Below are 20,213 nucleotides of genomic sequence, written 5' to 3'. Positions count from 1 at the left end.
TTCAGTTGCCGCCGTTGAGCTCAACGCTCGACGTAATGGTGAGAACAAGGGTGACGCCGGCGCCCGGGCCTTGGGCGTTGACGGCTGTGAGCGTCACGCGGAACTCGCCCGAGGCTTGCGGCGTGCCCGTGATCTGGCCAGTCGCACCATCGAAGACCAGGCCTTCCGGCAGTCCCGTCGCGATGTAACTCGTCGGCGTATTCGTCGCGGCAATCTGGTAACTGAACGCCGCGCCGATCGCACCCGTGGCCGCCTGGCCGCTGGTGATCACCGGTGTGTTCGCCGCCGGCGCGATCGTCAGCGTAAGCGTCTGCGGACTCGAGGTGCCGGTCGCGTTGCTCGCGAGCAGTTGCACCGTCACCGTGCCCGGCAGCGTCGGCGTGCCCGTGAGCGCGCCGGTCGTCGCGTTGACGCCGAGCCACGCGGGCGCCCCGATCACTTCGTAGGCCGTCGCGCCGTTGAGCGCGCCGATCTGGTAACTGAACGCCACGCCCGCTTGCGCGGCGGCTTGCGGCGAACTGTTGATGATCGGCGCCGACGGCGAGGGTTTGATCACGAGGGTCAACGTGCGCACCGGCCCGGTGCCGTTGAGGTTGGTCGCCGCGAGGTAAACGGTGAACGTCCCCGCGCTCGTCGGCGTGCCTTGGATCAAGCCCGTCGAGGGATTGATCGCGAGGCCGTCGGGCAACCCGATCGCGTCGATCGTCGCATACGGCGGGAACGGCGCGGCCGGCAGATTCGTCGCGGTGACGGTGAAGCTGAACGCAGCGTCCACCGTGCCGTCGGCGCGCGTGGAGCTGTTGATCACCGGCACATCGTCGGCGGGCGAGATGAACAACGCCACGTCCTGGCCGAGGCTCGTGCCGGCGTCGGCCGTCGCGGTCAGCGTCACGACAAACACCCCCGACTCGGCGGGCGTGCCGGAGAGCAGGCCGGTGGAGGTGTTGAACGCGAGGCCGAGCGGCAGCGTGCCGGTCAACCCGTAGCTCGTGATCGGACCGGGCGCGGCGCTCGCTTGATACGTGAAGGGCACGCGCACTTTGCCCGCCTGCGCGGCGGCGCTCGTGAGCTTCGGCGCTTGCGCGGCGGCGTTGATCGCGAGCGAGAGGATCGCTGGCGTGCCCGCGCCCGCGGCGTTCGTGGCGCGGAGCGTCACGCCGAACGTGCCCGCCGCGGTCGGCGTGCCGCTGATCTGGCCGGCGCTGTTCATCGTGAGGCCCGCGGGCAGCCCGAGCGCGACGAACGAGGTCGCGTTCTCCGTCGCGGTCGCTTGATACGCAAACGCCGTGCCCACGCGGCCCGAGGCGTTGAGCGCGCTCGTGATGACCGGCGTCGCGGGCGCGGGGCGGATCGTGATCGTCAGCGTCTTCGCCGCGCCGGTGCCGTCGGCGTTGGTCGCGGTCAGCGTGAGGATCGCCGTGCCCGATTGCGCGGGCACACCGTAGATCACGCCTTCCTCGGCCACGAGGCCGGCGGGCAGCGTGCCCGTCACGCCGTAGCTGATCGGCGTGTTTGTGCCCGTGACAATATAGAGAAACGCCTGGCCGACCTGCCCTTCCGCGGTCGTGTTGCTCGTCACCACCGGCACAGTCGGCGCCGCGGTGATGCTGAAGAGCACTTCGAGCGCGAGGCCGCGGCCGGAGGCGTTGCTCGCGGCGAAGTAAACGCGGCGCTGGCCCACGGTCGTGGGCGTGCCCGAGATCGCGCCTGTCGCCCCGTCAAACGCGAGACCCGCCGGCAGCGTGCCGGACACAAGGGTGAACGACGTGGGCGTGTTCGACGCCGTGAGTTGATAACTGAGCGCGGTGCCGACCTGGCCCGTGGCCACGAGCGCCGACGTGATCGCCGGTGCCGTCGGCGAAGGCGACACGGAGAACACCAGTTGCGCCGCAGCACCCGTGCCCACGGTGTTGGTCGCCGCGACCGAAACGGTCGTGAGCGCCGGTGCGCCCGGCGTGCCGGAGATGAGGCCGCTCGCGGGGTTGAGCGTGAGGCCCGCGGGCAGTGTGCCGGAGACGAGCGTGAAGCTCGTCGCGGCGGGCGTGGCGCTCGCGGTGAGTTGGAAGCTGAACGCCACGCCGACCGTCGCCATCGCGCTCGACGCGCTGGTGATCTTCGGCGCCGCCGGCGCGGGGTTGACCGTAAGCGTCAACGTGACCGTCGAACTGCCGCCGGCGTTGGTGGCGCGGAGCGCAAACGTGAAGACGCCCACCTGCGTCGGCGTGCCCGTGAGCACGCCGGTGGTGGCGTTGAGCGTGAGGCCCGTCGGCAGCACCGAATCGGTGCCGTCGGCGAGCTTCGCGAGCGCGAAACCGGTGGGGCTGTTCGTGAACGCCGGCACCAGTGCGAAGCCGGTGTTTTGCACCGCGCTGAACGACGTGGCGCCCGCGTAGAGCGGCGCGTTGGCGGCGGATTCCACGGTGATCTGGAGCTGCGTCGTCGCGGAGCCGGTCACGTTGCTCGCGGTGATGACGACGAGGTAAGTCCCCGCGGTCGTCGGCGTGCCCGTGATCTCGCCCGTCGCCGTATTGAGCGTGAGCCCGTCCGGCAGATACGGCGCGCTGTAAGTGGTGGCGCCGTTGGACGCCACAATCGTGTAGGTGAACGCGCTGCCCACGCGGCCGCCGGTCGCGCCGGGGCTCGTGATGACCGGCGCCGGCGGCTGGACCGTCAGCGTGATCTGTTTGCTGTCGCTGCTGGTCGCGTTGGAGGCGCTCAACGTCACCGTGAAGCTGCCCGTCGTCGTCGGCGTGCCGCTGATCGCGCCCGTCGCGGTGTTCACCGTCAGCCCCGCCGGCAACCCGCTCGCGCCATACGTCGCGGACGTCGTGTTGGCGTTGATTTGGAACGAGAACGTGCGGCCCTGCACCGCCGACAAACTCGCCGGCGCGGAGATGATCGGCCCGATCGGATTGACGGTCAGTGTCGCCGACTGACTCGTCACCGTGCCAGTCGAGTTCGTCACGACCACGGTGAATGCACCCGCATCGGAAGACTGCACGTTGCTCAACGTGAGCGTAGCCGAAGTGGCGCCCGCGATCGGCTGTCCGTTCTTCTGCCATTGATAAAAAATCGGCGCAGTGCCCGTCACCTTGATCGAAAACACAGCACTACCGCCAGCGACCGCCACTTGGGCGACCGGCTGAGAAGTGATCATCGGAGCATCCGCGATGCTCAACACCCGGTAGGTGTCCGGGTAAGCCTGGCCGGGCGAAGCCACGGTGCCGAAGGCATACAACCGCGTTCCCACCAACTGCAATCGGACATCGGCCACCGGATAATCGATGACGGACGCCGGCGGCGACCAAGTCGCATCCAGCGCACCGCTTGCATCAAGGCGCATCAGGCCGGTCGAGGTGGCCACGCCGTTGAAGTGATCGAAACGGCCGGCGACATAAACGCGTCCGTTCGAGTCAGCGACCAGGGAGCTGATGTAGCTCGAGGCCGCAACATTGCCGGCGTTGGCGATGCCGCTACCTGAGAAAGTAGTGTCGAGGGAACCGTCGACGTTGAGTCGCACAAGGCCGCGCGGCGCGCCTGCGAGGGCGAACGAGCCACCCACATACACTTTTCCATCCGCCGTCTGGAGTGCCGTCGCGATGAGGTTGGAGTCGCCGTAGGCGGTCAGCGCGAACTGGTTGTTCACCTGCCCGACCGGATCGTTGATAAAGCCCGTGAAGCCGGACGACGCGAAGTTCGCGCCGAAAGACGGCGTTTGGAAACTGCCATCAACCGAGCCATCGGCGAGCAGGCGTTGCAGGCGGACGCTGCCGTCGATGCCGCTGACGATGACCAGCAATCTCCCATCCGGTAGAACTTGGGTGACGTGCATCGCCCCGGTGTAGATGTGCGAGACTTGATTGGTGCCGTCGCGATCGACGCGCGCCAGGTTCGGGAGCGCGGGATTGAAGCCAGTGTCGGCCGAACCATCCGCATTCAAGCGGACCAGCGCGGCGGCGGTCGCGCCGTTCAAGGCAGCTTGTGGATCGATGGAACGCGTGCCCAGAATCAACCGGCCGTTCGGTGCCGCGATGATATCCGCCGAACCGAGCGCCACCGAGGCGGGAACGTGCGCCAAGTAGCTGGCATCCGCCACGCCGTCGGCGGTGAGTCGCACCAACCGGGCGACGCCGTCACCGGCGTTATCACCGGTCACGACATAAGTCTGATCGCTGCCGGCGTCGGCGACGACCGCAAATGGCAGCGTCGAGAACCCGACCACGCCAGTCCGGGAGAGCGACGGCTGCGTCGCGGCGAGTTGCCCATTCGCATCGAACAATCCCAAGCCCGGCAGCGCCGTGCTGCCGAAGCGGTTGAAATTGCCCGCCACCAACACGCGACCATCGCTCAACACGTGCGCGGAAGTCGGGAAGATCGCGCGACCGAAGCCGCCCGTCTGGAACGATTCATCCGGCGTGCCATTGGCAGAAAACGCCGCGAGGCCGGAGTTCGCCACCGACAGTTGCGTCGTGACGCCGCTGACGGCGTTGATCGCCGGCACATACCACCGGCCATCGGCGCCGCGGGACAACCAAAACGCTTCAGTATCGAAACTGCGCGAGTCGAACGTGGGATCGATGGTGCCGTCCGCGTTGAAACGCAGAGCGCGGTTGTCGATCACCATGAATTTGTCGCCGGCCAGCATGACCAGCGCGCGCGGTGCGACGGAGAACCCGGTGGTGCTCCGCAGCGGTTGCGCGAACGTGGAATCGAAGGTGCCATCCGCGTTGAAGCGGATCGCCACAACCGGATCGCTGGTCGTGCCTTTGGCAGTGTAGCGCAGGTTTTGTCCGATCACCACGAGCCGTCCGTCGCTCTGCAAGGCAGAGGCGCGCATCGCGGCATAACCGAAGTTTTGCGGGTAATTCGCCGGATTCCCGAGCGTGCCATCCAACTTGCCCGTGCTGTCGAACCGCGCGATACCGAAGCGCGGGACGCCGTTGATCTGGTTGAACGAGCCGGTCAGATACACGCGGTTTTGCGCGTCCACAAACGGCGGCCAGAACACGATGCCGCCGTTGGTGATATAGGCGGGCGTAAAGGTATCATCGAGCGAACCGCTGGCGTTGAGACGATACAACCCCGGATTCGGCGCCTGCACGCCTCCGGGCGGATTGGCGTTGCTCATGTTATCCGTCGCCGAGACGAGAATCTTGCCGTCCGGCGCCACGGTCAGGAACCGAATTCCGTAGTTGAAGTAAGGTGCCGTGAAGGTCGGATCGATCGCACCCGTCGCGTCGACCCGAATCACCGTCGAAGAGTCGCCGGTATCCGCGGCGATCACGATTTTGCCGTCGGACTGCACCGCCGCAAAGGCCACGCGACGGAAACGGCGGTCGAGTTTGAAACCGGTGTCGAGACTGCCGTCGCTCTCGCGGAGGCGGGCGAGTTGTCCCGCGAATTTGCCGCCGACCATATCAAGGCCGCTGTTGTAAATCGTCCAAGGCAGGTAGATGCCGCCCTGGCCGTCGTGCACCGTGCGGCCTGGTGCGATATCGTTGCTGCCCGGCACCGATTGCTGCCAGAACATCGCATCCGGCGTCAGCACCGTGAGGGACGCGGACTGGCTCGTCGCGGTGGACGAACCCGACGTCGACGTGACCACCACGGAATAGCTGCCAGCGTCGGCCGCCGTCACGGGATTGAGCGAGAACGCCGAACCGCCGGCGGACTCAAGATTGGCGCCGTTCTTGCGCCATTGGAAACTCAGATCGCCGGGGCCGATCGCGCCCACGCGGAAATCCACCGGACCGCCGGCCACCGCCCGGCGGGCCGTCGGCTGGTCGGTGATGATGATCGAAGCCGGGGCCAACGTCGCCGCCGTGCTGGTTACGCTGCCATAGGTATTTGATGCCCTGACCGTATAGGTATTATAGTCGCCGAGTCCGACGCTCGCGATCGTATAGGTTGACGACGTCGCGCCCGGGATGGCTGCGCCATTCCTGAACCACTGGTAACTAATGGCGGGGCCGGTCGCATCGACCGAGAATGTCACGCTGCCACCCTGATCGGCCGATTGCGCCGTGGGCTGAGTCGTGATGACTGGGGCGATCGGATAAGCCTTGCTCGCGATCGCACCGTAATCACCCACAACCACGTAGCCGAAGGGAGTGCCGGTCACACCGCGCAGGAGCCAGGGATATTGCGACGACTCCGCCGTCCAAGTCGTGCCGTCCGGCGAGGTGAGAATCGTCGACGTGCCGCCGACGGTGATAAAGTTGCCGTTGGCGTAGGCCAGCCCGCGGATGCTCCCGGTGTAAGGCGTGTAGGCTTCCTGCCAGTTCGCCCCATCGGTTGACGTGATAATCACGGTGTGGTTCGAGCGACCAGCCGCCACGAAGCGGCCGCCCCCGAACGCCACGACTTCGTAGGTCAGCCCCGATTCCGGCGACGAGGCGTTGGTCCACGCCCCCCCGTTGGTCGAATAGAGGATCGTGCCACCGGTGCCGACGGCGACGCGCACGCCATTACCCGCTGCCACGCCGTGCAACGATTGCGAGGAGTTCGATGACTGCGTGGTCCACACCGCGGCGTCGGGCGACGTGGCGATGGTGCCGTTGTCACCGACGACGGTGTAGGTCGAAGTCGCGGTGTCGTAGGCCACGCTGCGGTAGTTCACCGCCGGCGCCGTGGTCGCGGCCGACCAAGTGCCTGTCGCGGCCGACGTGGAACGGGCAATATACCCGCCGGTGCCCACCGTGACATAGCGTCCGCCCGCATAAATGGCCGAGAGCAGGCTTTCGCCGGTATTGCCACCCACCTGATTCCAGACGCCGAGCGTCGTCGAGAGCCACGCGTTGCCGTAGTCGCCGACCACCAGGGTTCCCGGTGTGCCGTTCGCGACGCTGTAAAGGCTGCCCGGAAACGTGAAGCCCGAGTAACGCCGCGTCCACGTCACGCCGTTATCGGTCGATTGCAGCAGCGCGCCGGATACGCCGACCGCCACCACCCCATTGGGGCCGCTGGTAACGCCTTGCAGGCCCGGCAGCGGCTCCGCGGTGCGCGCGGTCCACACCAAACCATCGACCGAGGTCATCATGTAGCCCAGCGAGGAACTTTGCGCTTCCGCGCCGACCACGATGAAGCCGCTGCCCGTGAAAACCAGGCGGTTCCAATAAAGGCCGGTCGTGGTTTCGCCAATCGTCGTGGGCGCCCAAGTGACACCGTCGGTGGAGCGATAAATCGCATCCGCTCCGCTCGCGAGGTAGACCCCGGCGCCGTATTCCACGTCGGCAAAATCAACGTCATTCGCAATCGACGTCGCCGTCCAGGTCACACCATCCGCACTGGTAAGAAATTTTTTGTCGCCCACCGCGATCGCGGTATTGTTCGGCCCCACGCTGAGGCCGGTGATAAAGCCGACCGGGCTGGAACTCGCCGTCCACGTGATCGCATCGGGCGACGTCACCACCTGGCCGTTGCTGGCGGTGGCAATCCATTTGCCGGCGGCGAAAATCACGCTGTTCAACTCCTGCGGAATCCCCGCGGAATGCGGCGTCCAGCTCAGGCCGTCATTGGACGTGAAGACGTTGCCGTAACTGCCGACCGCGACGAACTGCGTGCCGTGATACGCCACATCGAGAATGAAATCCGAGAAATGCGCGGCGACCGACCACGAGGTGCCGTCGGTCGAGGTGACGATCACGCCACTCCCGCCCACGGCAACGTAACGACCCGCGCCAAAGGCCACCGAGTAATACGGCGCAAACGACGGCTGCGGGTTGCGGAACGTCCAACCCTCGCCCGACGTCACCCGCACCGCTGCGGACACACTTGAAACCGTGCCGCCGGCGCTCGTCACTTTGGCGGAATAATCGCCCACATTCGCGGCACCGACGTTCTGGAGGAACAACGACGGCGCGGTGGCGCCCGCGAGCAGACTGCCGTTGCGATACCACTGATAACTCACGCCAGTGGTGGGCGACGCGATCGACAGCACCGCGTTGGCGCCCGGCGCGACGATCGCGTGTGACGGTTGAGAGGAGATGACCGGAATACCCGCCGATACTTGCAAATTCCACGTCACCGAACCGTTCGCGGTTTGCACGACCAAAGTCCCGCTGGTCGCGTTGGCCGGAAGATAAACCGTCAAGCTCGTCGGCGAGACGTTGGAGTAACTGACGGCCGCGCCGTTGAGCGTCACCGAAGAAACGTTGGTCAATCCTGTCCCGGTCACGGTGAAGCTTTGCCCCGCCTGAACAGGACTCGGGCTCACACTCGTGACGACCGGTGCCGCGTTCGGCAGCAGGCGCAGGAGGGCCGACGGCAAGACGTCGGTCGATTGCGTGTAGGTCGGGAAATAGGTGCCGGCCACAAACACTTCACCCGTCGGTCCGAAAGCGACCTTGGTGCCGTTGCCAAGATACTGTTGATAACGCACGCCGGAGACGAAGCCGATGTCGAGCGAACCGTTGGCGTTCAACCGCGCGAGACCGGGCGAGGCGAATCCCTGGAAGGTATCGAAGGTGCCCGTCACCCAGATTTTACCATCGGCACTCACGTCGAGATGTTGCACCAACGGCGAACGGTCCCAGCGCTGGCGCAGTTCCGCACCGGCGCCCACGGAGAAACCCGTATCGATGGCGCCGGTGGAGGTCAGGCGCGCGATACCCGGCGCTGCGATTCCGCCCAAATTTTTGAAAGCGCCATACACCAGGATGCTGCCATCCGCCTGCGGCGTCACACCGGAGAAGGGTGAACCGCCGACCGAGATCAACGACCACTGATTGGTCTGGCCGGTGACCGGATCCTTGATCGAACTTGTGAACCCGACGGTGGTGTTCCACGCGAGCGACGGGGCGTTGAACGTCGAGTCGATCGTCCCGTCCGTGTTGAGTCGCAGAAGCGTGACGTTGAGCGAAGTCGCGTTGGCGGCGTAGGTGCCGTTGGGGGTGGTGGCGACAGCGATGGCGCGGCCGGTGGCGTCGTGCGCGAGGATCGCAAACTGGCCCATCACGAGCGAGGTGATGTTGTTGTTCGCATCGCGGTAAACGCGTCCAAACGAAGTCGAGCCCAAACCGGTGAAGGTGGCATCGATCGCCCCGCTCGCGGTGAGACGTTTGAAGAAAAGTCCGCCCTGCAACAGGTCGCTCGGCGAGAGGCTCCAAGTCAAAATGCTGCCGTCCGCCAGCGCTTCGAACGACGAGGCGTTGGCCTTCGCATCGAGAGTGAACGAACCATCCACCGCGCCATTGGCGGCAAAACGGGCCAAGCCGCTGCCGAGGTTGGTTTGATAGACGCCGAGCTTCGTGCCCGCGAGAATATGGCCGTCCGGCAGCACCGTGGCTTTGGTGATGCTGTAGAGATTGGGCACGCCGGAGAGATTAAAGGTCGTGTCGATCGAACCGTCGACGTTGAGCCGCACCATGCCGCTTCGGGCCGTGGTGTTGACCGTATCGAAATTGCCCCACACCAGCGTGCGGCCGTCCGCCTGCACCGCGACGTCCGACGGGTAAACTTCCGCCTGGACTTTCGGCGCCACAAACGAGGTATCGAGCAGTCCGGCCGGCGTGAACCGCACCGGAGCCGCGAGCGTCGAACCACTAAAAGCGGTTCCGAATTCCGGCGCGATCACGACCGAGCCGTCGGTGGCGGTCGTCATCCAATAGGCTTCACCCGATAGCGCAGGTGCCGCATACGTCGCGTCCGGCAGACCGTCCGCCGTGAAACGCGCGACGCGGGTGGAGAGCACGGTGAAGCGATCGTCGGGCAGCAAATTGATCAGCCGTGCGCGTTGGCCGAGCGAAGGATCCGCGCCCACGGCCGCAGGCAGAATCGCCGCGAGCGACGTATCGAGCGAGCCATCGACGTTGAGCCGGATGACGGCGCGCGTGACGCCGTTCACCTGCAGCGTGCCGCCGGCGACGAGCACTTTGCCCGCGTTGGCGCCCTGGCCCTGCACCGCGACGCCACGAATCTGCGGACCGGTGAAGGTGAAGCCACTCGGCGCGAAGCTCGTGTCGAGAGAACCGTCGCTGTTCAAGCGCGCCACGGCCGGGCGGGCCACGCCGTTGACCGAGCTGAAATTGCCCGCGATGACGATCCGGCCCGCGCTATCCACCGCGATCGGCGCGAAGATGGGATTGGCGGCATCATTGGCGCCGAACACCGGTGCTTGGAAACTGTAATCAGTATTGCCGTTGGCCTGCAGGCGCACGAGCCCGGAAAGCCCGCCGTTCGGCGTGTAACTGCCGTAGGAGCCGGCGACGAGAATTTTGCCGTCGCTCTGCCGCGTCATGAACCGCGGCACCGCCGTGAAGGCCGGCGAGTAGAAGTTGTAGTCGCGCGAACCGTCGGCGTTGAGGTGCAGCACGCGGAAGACCGTTTGCCCGGTCTCGTTGTTCTCATCGCTGCTCACGCCGCCCACGATCACACTGCCGTCGCTGAGAGGAATCATCGCCCAGGCGTCCGACAGGGTATATCCCGGTTTGAACGAGTCGTCGAGCGAGCCGTCTGCATGCAACTTAATCACGGCGCCAATCCGTTTATTGTCGGCGCCCGTCACGTATTGGCCGTTGCTGAACGAGGCGAAATAGCCGCCACCCGGCGCCGCCACGATGCGGCCGGCCAGTGAGGTGCGCCGGAATTCCGGCCGCACGAAACTGTAATCGCGCGCGTAAACATTACCCGCGGTGCCCAGAATCACCTGCGCGCCATTGCTCGTCACCGATCCGTCCGGCAGGCTCACCACGACGTCGTAGGTGCCCGCGTCGGCGCTCTGCACGTTGCCGATGAAGTAATACGCCTGCGTGGCGCCCGCGATCGCCTGTCCGTTGTGGCGCCATTGATACGTCGGCATGGCCGTGCCTTGCCAGGAAACGTTCACCTGCAATTGCGCGTAGCCGCCCGGGGCCGCCACAACACTGGTCGGCTGCGTCTGGATGCTGGGCAGCACCACCGAATTGAAACGCACCAGCGACTGCGTCGGCGCGCCGTTCGCACTGAGGAGCATGTTATGCCCGTAAACTTTGCCGTCGTCGGCCAGCAACAAGCGCATCGTGGTGTTGCCGCCCGGCGTAAACAAATCGCCCGTCAAACTGAAAGACCCATCGTAATTGCCGTCGCTCGTCAGCCGAACGGCAAGCCCCGCATTGAAATCACCCGCCACAATCAGCCGGCCATCTTCCTGCACGATGACCTGGCTCACCGGCCCGCTGATGATCGTGCCGGGGTTGAAATTTTGTTGGCGCCGCCCATCGCGATCGACGATCGCCAGCCGATTGACGGGGGTGCCGTCGAAACTGGTGAACGAACCGGAAATCAGCAGACGCCCTTCGTCCAGAATCTGCAATCCGGTGACCGCGCCGCCGCTGGCGCCCGTGCCCGGCGCGAAGTTCGGATCGCGGCTGCCGTCGCGATTCAAGCGCACCAAGCCCGGTGCCGGTGCGCCTTGATAGCTCGTGAACGTGCCGGCCGCGTAAATCTGTCCCGTCGCGGGGTCCTCGACCGCCGCCGAGACGCCCGCGCCGGACGTGCCATTGAGAAAAACGCCGTCCGCAAAATTCGGGTCGCGTGAACCGTCGGCGTTGAGGCGGACCAAGGCGTTTGCGCTCTGGTTGTTATATTTGAAGTTGGCCCCGAAGCCGTAGAGCAACGTCCCGCCGCCGCTCAATGGCGCCATCTGCAGCAGGTAGGTGGTCGGTCCCGTGCCGCTGTTGAAATTCGCATCCGGCGTCCCGTCCGCTTTGATTTGAAGCAGGCGCGTGCCACTCACGTTGCCATACGCCGTCACGTCGCCCACGGCGGTAATGCGGCCGTCCCCGTGACGCACCGCTTTGTAGATGCCGAAGGCCGACAGCCCGTTCTGGGTAAACCCGCCGCCCGGCGTGAGGGAAAGATCCGCGGTGCCATCGGCATTCACGCGGGCGAGTTGCATCAGATTGCTCGCAGCCCCGAGCGTGTCGACCGAGCCGAGAATCGTCACTTGGCCGGTCGTTTCGAGAAACGCGTTGTTCGTATAAGCTCCGCGGTAAATCGGCCCGGCCGTCGCCGCCCCCAGGGTGCCATCGAGTTTCACGACGGCGACGCCCACGCGACGTTGATTGAGCATGCTCTGGAAAATGCCAAAGAACGCCACGTCATCGTTCGCCAACGTGTAGGCGCACAAATTCGCGCCGGCCGTGGTCGAGGTAAACGCGGTCGGGGCGGCACCCGCCACCGTGTAAGCTTGGTCGATGGCTCCCGCGGTCGTGAATCTGATCAAGCCGTTGGTAGCCTGCCCCGCATAGCTCGTAAAACTTCCGCCGGCCACGATCCGATGGTCGCTCAATTCCGTGGCCGCATAAATCTGCCCATTCGTGACGCCCGCCGCGGGCACGAACGACGTATCCAGTACACCCGCGCTCGAATAGACCGCGATTTTGTTGCGGGCCACGCCGTCAATATTCGTGAACTGACCGCCGGCCAAATAGCGTCCGTCGGCGAGGCGCGACACCGTGAACACGCCGCCTGTGTTGGCCGTGTTGCCTCCAAAACTCGGATCAAACGCGCCTGCATTGGTCAGGCGCGCCAAGCCATTGCGGCCCGTGCCGCTCACCGAAGAAAATGCACCGCCGATTACCACGGAACCACCCGCTTCCGGCAGGATGCTGTAGATGCGGCCGCCGTTGAGCACGATGTTGCTCGCAAAAGTCGTGTCGATTGTGCCGTCGCTCTTGAGCCGCCGCAAAACCGCGGTCGTCGGCACAGCCGGCACGGTTCCCCCGGCAAAGCTCATCCGCGCCACCAACAGCTTCCCGTCGGCCTGCAACGCCAACGCACTCACGATCGACAGCGCACTGGGCGCATCCTGCGGACCCCACGACGTATCGAACGCCTGGGTGGTCGTCAGCCGCGCCAAACCCGGGCGACCGAGACCATTGACGCGCGTGAATTCGCCGCCGACGTAAACCGTCCCGTCCGCCGCCGCGACAATCGCCTGCACGGCACCGTTGACCACGATCGGGGTAAACGTCTGGTCGAGGGTGAAATCGGCATTGAGTCGCGCCACACCCGGCCGGCTCGCCGCGCCCACCTGCACGAAATCTCCGCCGATCATCCATTGCCCGTTCGGCAGTTTGGCCGAGGCATACACCCTCGTCGAGATGGTCAGCGGATTCGGCGCGAACGTCGGGTCAATCGCCAATGACTGCGGATAGCTCAAGGGGGCGACGGACAAATGCGCGAGGCTCGAAGTGTTGCTCCCGACCGCATTCGTGACCACCACATCGTAGTTGTCCGCGTCGGCGCGATGCACGGTGCCCAGCGTGAGAGTCGAGAGCGTCGCGCCGGAAATCGCCACGCCGTCGCGGCGCCATTGGTAGGTGACGGCTGACGAGCTGCTGGCGACGACGTTCAGCGTCACGCTCGAGCCTGTGACTACATTGAGAGAAGCCGGCTGCGTGGTGATGGCGGGCACTGCCGCGGTGGCTGCGTTCGCCCGCACCAGATCACGGGTGCCATCGCTCGTCGTCACGGTCAGCGTATCGCCGTTGAGCGAGAAGGCGATCGCCCCCTCGCCGCCGATGCCGCGGTCGCCGTTGGTGTCGGTGATGACAGAAGGCACGACCTGGCCGCCATTGATCGCGTAAGTGCCGCGTTCCATGCCGGCCCAGCCGGTCGCGTCAGAATCGCCGTCGTTCGCGAGAAAATAATAGCCGTTGGCCAGAAACGTCACCGCGCCGGAGCCCAACGCGCCGGGCGTGCCATATATCCAAGTGCCGACCAGTGCTTGGTTCGCATCTGCGATGCGGGTGAGCGTGACCGGGTCGTCGTGCTGGGGCGTCGCCGTCAGCGTGTTGCCGTCCGCGCCCAGGGTCAGAATGACGGAATCCGAGTCCGAACCGGCGCCGGAGATGCCGGCGTCGCCATTCGTATCACTCAAAGCACCCGCCGCGATGGCGGTGAACTGGCCGGTCGTCGCATTCCACGTGTAGCCACCTCGTTCCATCCCCGGCTTGTCGCCCGAACCGGGGCTCGCGTCGCCCGCGAAATAATATGTGCCGTTGGGCAGAAAAGTGATCACAGCCGACTCGGGCGAGCTGGCGTCGCCCATCAGCCACGATCCTACCAAGGAATTCGCCGGGGCCGCCGCGGCGGCCCATGTGCCGGACATCAGGACTGCAAAGCCGATTGCTCGAATAATACGCTGGACGAGGGTGCTCATGATGGAACGCGTTTGAAAAGTGTCTGATGCTAAAAGCGGGTCACTCGGCGGGCCAACGGGCCAACCGGCAGGGGGAGTTCTCCCAAGCAAAATCAAAACAAAGCATGTGATGCGCCGGACGGCTCAAAAGACCGGGCGGGCGGACAATGGGCCTACTCCATAGGGTAATCCCCGCAACATTAAAGTGGTTTGCACCTCACCGTTAAAACCGGGAATAATCCCAAGTCTTTGTCGGTGTTCCCACTACCAGCGATTAATTTTTTGCATCGCCCCCCGGCGCCCGGCGTCGCAACCGCTTCGCCTCCTGCGGCCTATTAGATTGGCTGCGCAGAATTGGCTCGCGGCCTCGCTCTCACCACCTAAAACCACGCGCAACCCCTCCCCTATGACCAAACTGACCCTGAAAACGGGCGTCGCTGGCCTGCTGGCCGTCGTTGCCCCTTCGCTGGTTCGCGCGAGCGAAGCCGATATCCACATCCCGGACCTCACCCAGGTCCGCTTCGACGGACTCGGCGGCGTGAACGGCGTCACGCTAATGTATATCGGCATCGCGCTCTGTATAGTGGGCGCGATTTTCGGCCTGATTCAATATAAGCAGACAAAGGCGCTGGCGGTCCATGCCTCCATGGCCAGCGTTTCGCATACCATTTGGGAAACCTGCAAAACTTACCTGTTCACCCAAGGCAAGTTCCTCGCGATCCTCTGGGTGCTGATCGGGGCGTGCATGGTTTACTACTTCGGCTTCTTGGGGCATAACTCCGCGCTGAACGTGGGCGTGATCCTCCTTGCCTCGGTCCTCGGCATTCTCGGGTCCTACGGCGTCGCGTGGTTCGGCATCCGCATCAACACGGTCGCGAATTCACGCACCGCCTTTTCCGCCCTCAAGGGCAACCCGCTCAATACCCTCTTCATCCCGCTCCGCTCCGGCATGAGCGTCGGTCTGCTGCTGGTGTGCGTCGAGCTGTTCTTCATGATCTGCATCCTCGTGTTCCTGCCGCGGGAACTCGTCGGTCCCTGCTTCATCGGTTTCGCCATCGGTGAGTCCCTCGGCGCGTCCGTCCTCCGCATCTGCGGCGGCATTTTCACGAAGATCGCCGACATCGGTTCCGACCTCATGAAGATCGTCTTCAAGCTCCCCGAGGACGACCCGAAAAACCCCGGCGTTATCGCCGACTGCACCGGCGACAACGCCGGCGATTCCGTCGGGCCCACCGCGGATGGTTTCGAGACCTACGGGGTGACCGGCGTCGCCCTCATCGCCTTCCTCGCCCTCGCTCTCGCCGAGAGCGCCGAACTTTGCGCCGTCCTCATCGTGTGGCTGTTTGTCATGCGCGCCCTGATGATCGTCACGTCGCTCGTTTCCTATTTTCTCAACCAAGGCCTCTCGCGCGCCAAATACGGCCGCTTGAAGGACTTTGATTTCGAGGCGCCACTGACTCATCTCGTGTGGATCACTTCGGCCGTCTCCATCGGCATCACGTTCCTCGCCTCCTATTTCCTTCTGGCGCACCAGACCGTCGGCGGAGAAACCGTTAATCCCGCCCTCTGGTGGGTGCTGTCAGTCATCATCAGTTGCGGGACCGTGGCCGGCGCGTTGATCCCGGAATTCACCAAGGTGTTCGTCAGCACCAACAGCCGCCACGTCAAAGAAGTCACCAACTGCTCCCAGCACGGCGGAGCCTCGCTCAACATCCTGTCGGGTCTTGTCGCGGGCAATTTCTCCGCGTTCTGGATGGGCCTCGTCATCATGCTGCTGATGGCCGCGTCTTACTACTTCTCCCAGAACCCGGCGCTCCTCGCGCTGATGCCCGCCAAGTTCCTCTTCGCCGCCCCGATCTTCGCCTTCGGACTCGTAGCCTTCGGCTTCCTTGGCATGGGCCCCGTCACCATCGCCGTCGATAGCTACGGCCCCGTCACCGATAACGCCCAATCCGTCTACGAACTTTCCCAGATCGAAGCCAAGCCCGGCATCGCCGCCGAGATCGAACGCGACTTCGGTTTCCAGCCCGACTTCGAAAACGCCAAATACCAGCTCGAGAAGGGCGATGGTGCGGGCAACACGTTCAAAGCCACCGCCAAGCCCGTCTTGATCGGCACCGCCGTCGTCGGTGCGACCACGATGGTGTTCGGCATCATCATGCTCCTGCAGAAACTCTACGAGGCGCAACTCGCCTCCGGTCTCGCCGGTCCGTTCAAGGAAGTGGTGGCCGCCCTCTCGATCGTGCAGCCGGAGATCATCCTCGGCCTCATCATGGGAGGCGCCGTCATCTATTGGTTCACCGGCGCGTCGATTCAGGCCGTTGTCACGGGAGCCTACAGCGCGGTCGTCTATATCAAAAAGCACATCAAGCTCGATTCAACGACCGCGTCCGCCAAAGACTCCAAGGAAGTCGTCCGCATCTGCACTGTCTACGCGCAGAAGGGCATGTGGAACATCTTCATCGTCGTCTTCTGCTTCGCGTTGGCGCTGCCCTTCTTCAATGCCTACTTCTTCATTGGCTACCTCATCGGCATCGCATTCTTCGGCCTCTTCCAAGCCATCTTCATGGCCAACGCCGGCGGCGCGTGGGACAACGCCAAGAAGATCGTCGAGGTCGAGCTCCGGCAGAAAGGCACCGACCTCCACGCCGCCACCGTCGTTGGCGATACTGTGGGCGATCCGTTCAAGGACACCTCCTCCGTCGCGATGAACCCCGTCATCAAGTTCACCACGCTCTTCGGCCTGCTCGCCGTGGAAATCGCGGTGACGATGAAAGACCAGCACGTGAAGACCGCCATCGGCGTGATCTTCTTCCTGATCGCGCTGATCTTTGCCTACCGCAGCTTCTACTCGATGCGCATTCCGGAAGACGCCAAAGCCTGACACCTTCCTCGCGTCCGCACCGGCGCATCCTCCTCGGCCGCGGCTTCCACGCCGCGGCCTTTTTTGCGCCGCCGCCGCGCCTATTTCTTCTCCGCCGCGGCAGCCTGTGCCCGTGGCGTCACGCGATCCGCCGTCGCCTTCGCCTGTGTGATGTCGGCGTGCTCGCCTTCTCATACCACGCCAGCGCCTCGGCCGGATTCGCAGCCACCGCGCCGACACGCCGCCCCAGCCCGCCGCACCACTGTATTTTCCATGAATCGAAGTTCGTCTTCCTTTCGAGCGCTCACACGCAGGCGGCGAGCGTAGTGCACACGACCGTCGACGTGACTCTGCAGAAAGCATGGGCTCGCGCGTCAGATGGCACCAAGCGGCAGACGACCCACATCGTTCGGTGCGAAACGGAAATCTATCGCGTAAAATCGATTTGATGAGCGGTCCGGTGGTTGCTCTACTCGCCCACGATGGACCTCCAGCTTCCGGTGCATCACGGCGCCGGTTACAAAAGCGCCTCGCAAATCGCCCGGCGCATTACCGAGCCGTGGGGAGCCTCCAACCTCTTCTGTTGCGCCTGCACCAGTGACATCATTGAGCAAACGCCCGCTAACACACACGTCACCGACTTTCTTTGTCCGCTTTGCGTCGAGCGCTATCAGCTCAAAAGCCAGAAAACCAAAATCGGACGCACTATCCTGGGCTCAAATTATCAGCGGATGGTCGAAGCCATTCTCCACAACCGCACACCGAATTTTTTCCTTTTGAATTACGAACTGCCCGCGTGGTTCGTTCGCAATCTTCTGCTCATTCCCCGGTTCGCGATTTCGCCCGCTGTAGTCTCGCCTCGGAGGCCACTGAGTTCTTCCGCCCGCCGTCACGAATGGGTCGGCTACACGCTTAACATTAGCCTGATCCCGCAAGCGGCAAAAATCGACCTCGTCGTCGATGGCGCAGAAATCGAACGAACTCTGGTTCGGGAGAAATACGCCCGCATTGCGCGGCTCGCGAACTTGCCTCCCGACAGCCGCGGATGGACGCTCGACGTTCTTCGCTTCGTCGAGCAACTCCCGGCTATCTTTCGCAACGACGATGTCTACGGCTTCGAACCAGAGCTATCGGCGCTTCACCCGGAAAATCGTCATGTTCGCGACAAACTCCGCCAACAACTTCAGGTTTTGCGAGACCGCGGCCTACTCGCACAGAAGGCGGGAGAGCGAGGCATCTGGCACAAAATTTCGTAGTCATTCTCCTCACCCGTGCTGCTTCCAGAATTTCTCGTCCAGCACGAACCGCTTTTCTTCCTTCGGCTGACCCGGGTTCGCCAGCACGACGCGGAGCGTCATGTCGCCTTTCGCGGGTGTCTCGAGAATCCATGACGAAAGCGTGATGCTGCCTTTACCGACGCGCCAGAGACTGTCGCTGTCGCCCGCGTAGCGGTCCGCGCTCATCGTCGCAAACGCCGCCGTGTCGAGCGGACCCGGCGCCGCTTCCAGCAACTCCGAAATCCGCCGGAAACGCGTGGCGCTGCTCTCGCCGATTTTCAGATTACAGTCGGCCAGCGCTGGCTCGAGGAAGTGATTCGTGTGCGCGGCGTGACCCGCGGCGGTGACTTTCACCGCGAAGCGACCGTCCAGCCCCACCTCGAGCGTGAGGATCTTCGTGTGGTCCGAAATCATCAGAAATATCGGATTACGGCCGTGAAAAAGTTTCTCCGCGTCGGCCAGCACTTCGTCGCACATCGCATACTTCGCGAGCAGCATGGCCGTCACGCCTCCCCGTTTCGAGCTCTGCGCCTTGCGCATGGCCTTGGGAATCGAGCCCGCCGTCGCCGTCACGACGCACAGTCCCTTCTCGTTCACGCCCTCCTTCAGCCCGGGCTCGTCGTTGCCCACGGCGTAGAGCCCGAAATACGCATAGCCCTTGCCGCGCCGCAGCTTCAGCACCTGCGTGTGGTCGGGCTTCCAATCGCGGTTCTTCGCGATGATCGTCCCGCCTTCGTTCGGCGCCACCGCGGCCCACAACGTGCAGGCCCGCACTTCAAACGCGCCCAGCGTGAAGGTGAGCGCAAGGCCCAGCGCCCTCCGCAGGCGCGAAGCTGAGAGCAATGGAACGTTCATGGCGAGGTTATGCCGACAATGTCCTACAACTTGCCGTCCCCGCCGAGCGTGGAGATTACGACCCGCTTCATGCGTAGCACTCCGCCACGGACTCGCTCGTGTGGCGGCACGGCGCACCGAACCCAGATAGAAACCGCAACTGGCCGGCACCTGAGCCAGACCGGTGCTCCGACCAGCCGCTCCTGTTGCGCGGCTGGTCAGATGCCCAGCGTGCTCCGCTGAAACGAAATAACCTCCTACGCGCCCTTCCCGGCCCGTTCCTTGCGCCGCGCGATGCCCGCTTCCCAATATTCCGGCCCTTGGGTGAGATGCACCCGCCGCGCCGGCGTCGCCGTCTCCAACATTGCGGGTCCATAGGGCGCCGGCACATACCCGGACCACTGGTTCGCCACATACGAAATCAGGTCGTCGACTTCCTGAGGCGTCTTCGCCCGCCGTCCCAGATTCATCGTGAACATCCGGCGGCTGTGCCCGCCACCGAACGACGCGTGCCGCAGCCGATGGCTGAACACCAGCATGTCGCCCGGTTCGCTCTCCAGCGCGTGCGCCGGCAGATCCCGCATCTCCACGCCCCAGCGCGTGGCCGACGCCCGCAGCTCGTCATCATCCCACGTCTCCTGCACTTCGTCGCGGTGCGAGCCCGGGAGCACGCGCAACGCACCGCTATCCCGCGTCACCTTGTCGAGATAGAACGCGATTTTGATATAGCTATTGCTCTTATACAGGCTGTCGCGATGCCAGCTGGTCTCGCCGGTGTAATAATTTCCATCGCTGCTGACATAGTTGAAGTCGGGGCCGATCAGGTTGCTGACGGCCGCCAGCACGCCGGGATGATCCAGCAACGCGCTCAAGCCCGCGCGCTGGTCCACAAACGAGATGATCATCGTCCGCTTCGTGCCGTCATGCTTGATCCCGAGTTGCGGAAATACCGCCTCGAACTCCGCCAGGATTTGCGGCAGCTCGGCCTTCACCAAGCCAGGGAATTTGAGAAACCCGAAAGTTTCGAAAAAGGAGCGTTGTTGTTCCGGTGTGGGTGTGGACATGGGAATAAAAGATGCGCCTCCGACTTGGTCACGGCGGCCGCGTCGCGCAACCG

The 20,213-nt window shown here is 64.2% G+C and carries 5 protein-coding genes; 2 read left to right on the top strand and 3 right to left on the bottom strand.

Going from position 1 to position 20,213, the window contains the following annotated elements:
• Nucleotide 1: 1 nt before the first annotated feature.
• On the bottom strand, nt 2-14,143 hold the full coding sequence (locus K0B96_RS03315) for a putative Ig domain-containing protein (RefSeq protein ID WP_220163842.1): 14,142 nt from the start codon (nt 14,141-14,143) through the stop codon (nt 2-4).
• A 385-nt stretch (nt 14,144-14,528) separates the two neighbouring features.
• Here K0B96_RS03315 and K0B96_RS03310 point away from each other — a divergent pair, with 385 nt between their 5' ends.
• Entirely contained in the window at nt 14,529-17,006 is a 2,478-nt protein-coding gene (locus K0B96_RS03310) for a sodium-translocating pyrophosphatase (protein ID WP_220163841.1), read from the top strand.
• 461 nt (nt 17,007-17,467) lie between these two features.
• Nucleotides 17,468-18,241: a DpnI domain-containing protein gene (locus K0B96_RS03305; protein WP_220163840.1), complete on the top strand. Its 774-nt coding sequence runs from the start codon at nt 17,468-17,470 to the stop codon at nt 18,239-18,241.
• 9 nt (nt 18,242-18,250) lie between these two features.
• Here K0B96_RS03305 and K0B96_RS03300 read toward each other — a convergent pair whose 3' ends face one another.
• Together K0B96_RS03300 and K0B96_RS03295 are read right to left on the bottom strand one after the other, a co-directional pair.
• Nucleotides 18,251-19,117 carry a carcinine hydrolase/isopenicillin-N N-acyltransferase family protein gene (locus K0B96_RS03300; protein ID WP_220163839.1) on the bottom strand — a complete coding sequence of 289 codons (867 nt, stop codon included), beginning with the start codon at nt 19,115-19,117 and terminating at the stop codon, nt 18,251-18,253.
• 236 nt (nt 19,118-19,353) lie between these two features.
• Entirely contained in the window at nt 19,354-20,160 is an 807-nt protein-coding gene (locus K0B96_RS03295) for a phytanoyl-CoA dioxygenase family protein (RefSeq protein WP_220163838.1), read from the bottom strand.
• Nucleotides 20,161-20,213 lie beyond the last annotated feature (53 nt).

The organism is Horticoccus luteus (assembly GCF_019464535.1).
Taxonomy (GTDB): Bacteria; Verrucomicrobiota; Verrucomicrobiia; order Opitutales; family Opitutaceae; genus Horticoccus; species Horticoccus luteus.
This window is presented reverse-complemented; position numbering and strand designations above follow the sequence as displayed.

Coding starts and splice junctions, on each gene's coding strand:
- K0B96_RS03315 (WP_220163842.1), bottom strand. CDS start 14,143: ATGAGCACCCTCGTCCAGCGTATTATTCGAGCAATCGGCTTTGCAGTC.
- K0B96_RS03310 (WP_220163841.1), top strand. CDS start 14,529: ATGACCAAACTGACCCTGAAAACGGGCGTCGCTGGCCTGCTGGCCGTC.
- K0B96_RS03305 (WP_220163840.1), top strand. CDS start 17,468: ATGGACCTCCAGCTTCCGGTGCATCACGGCGCCGGTTACAAAAGCGCC.
- K0B96_RS03300 (WP_220163839.1), bottom strand. CDS start 19,117: ATGAACGTTCCATTGCTCTCAGCTTCGCGCCTGCGGAGGGCGCTGGGC.
- K0B96_RS03295 (WP_220163838.1), bottom strand. CDS start 20,160: ATGTCCACACCCACACCGGAACAACAACGCTCCTTTTTCGAAACTTTC.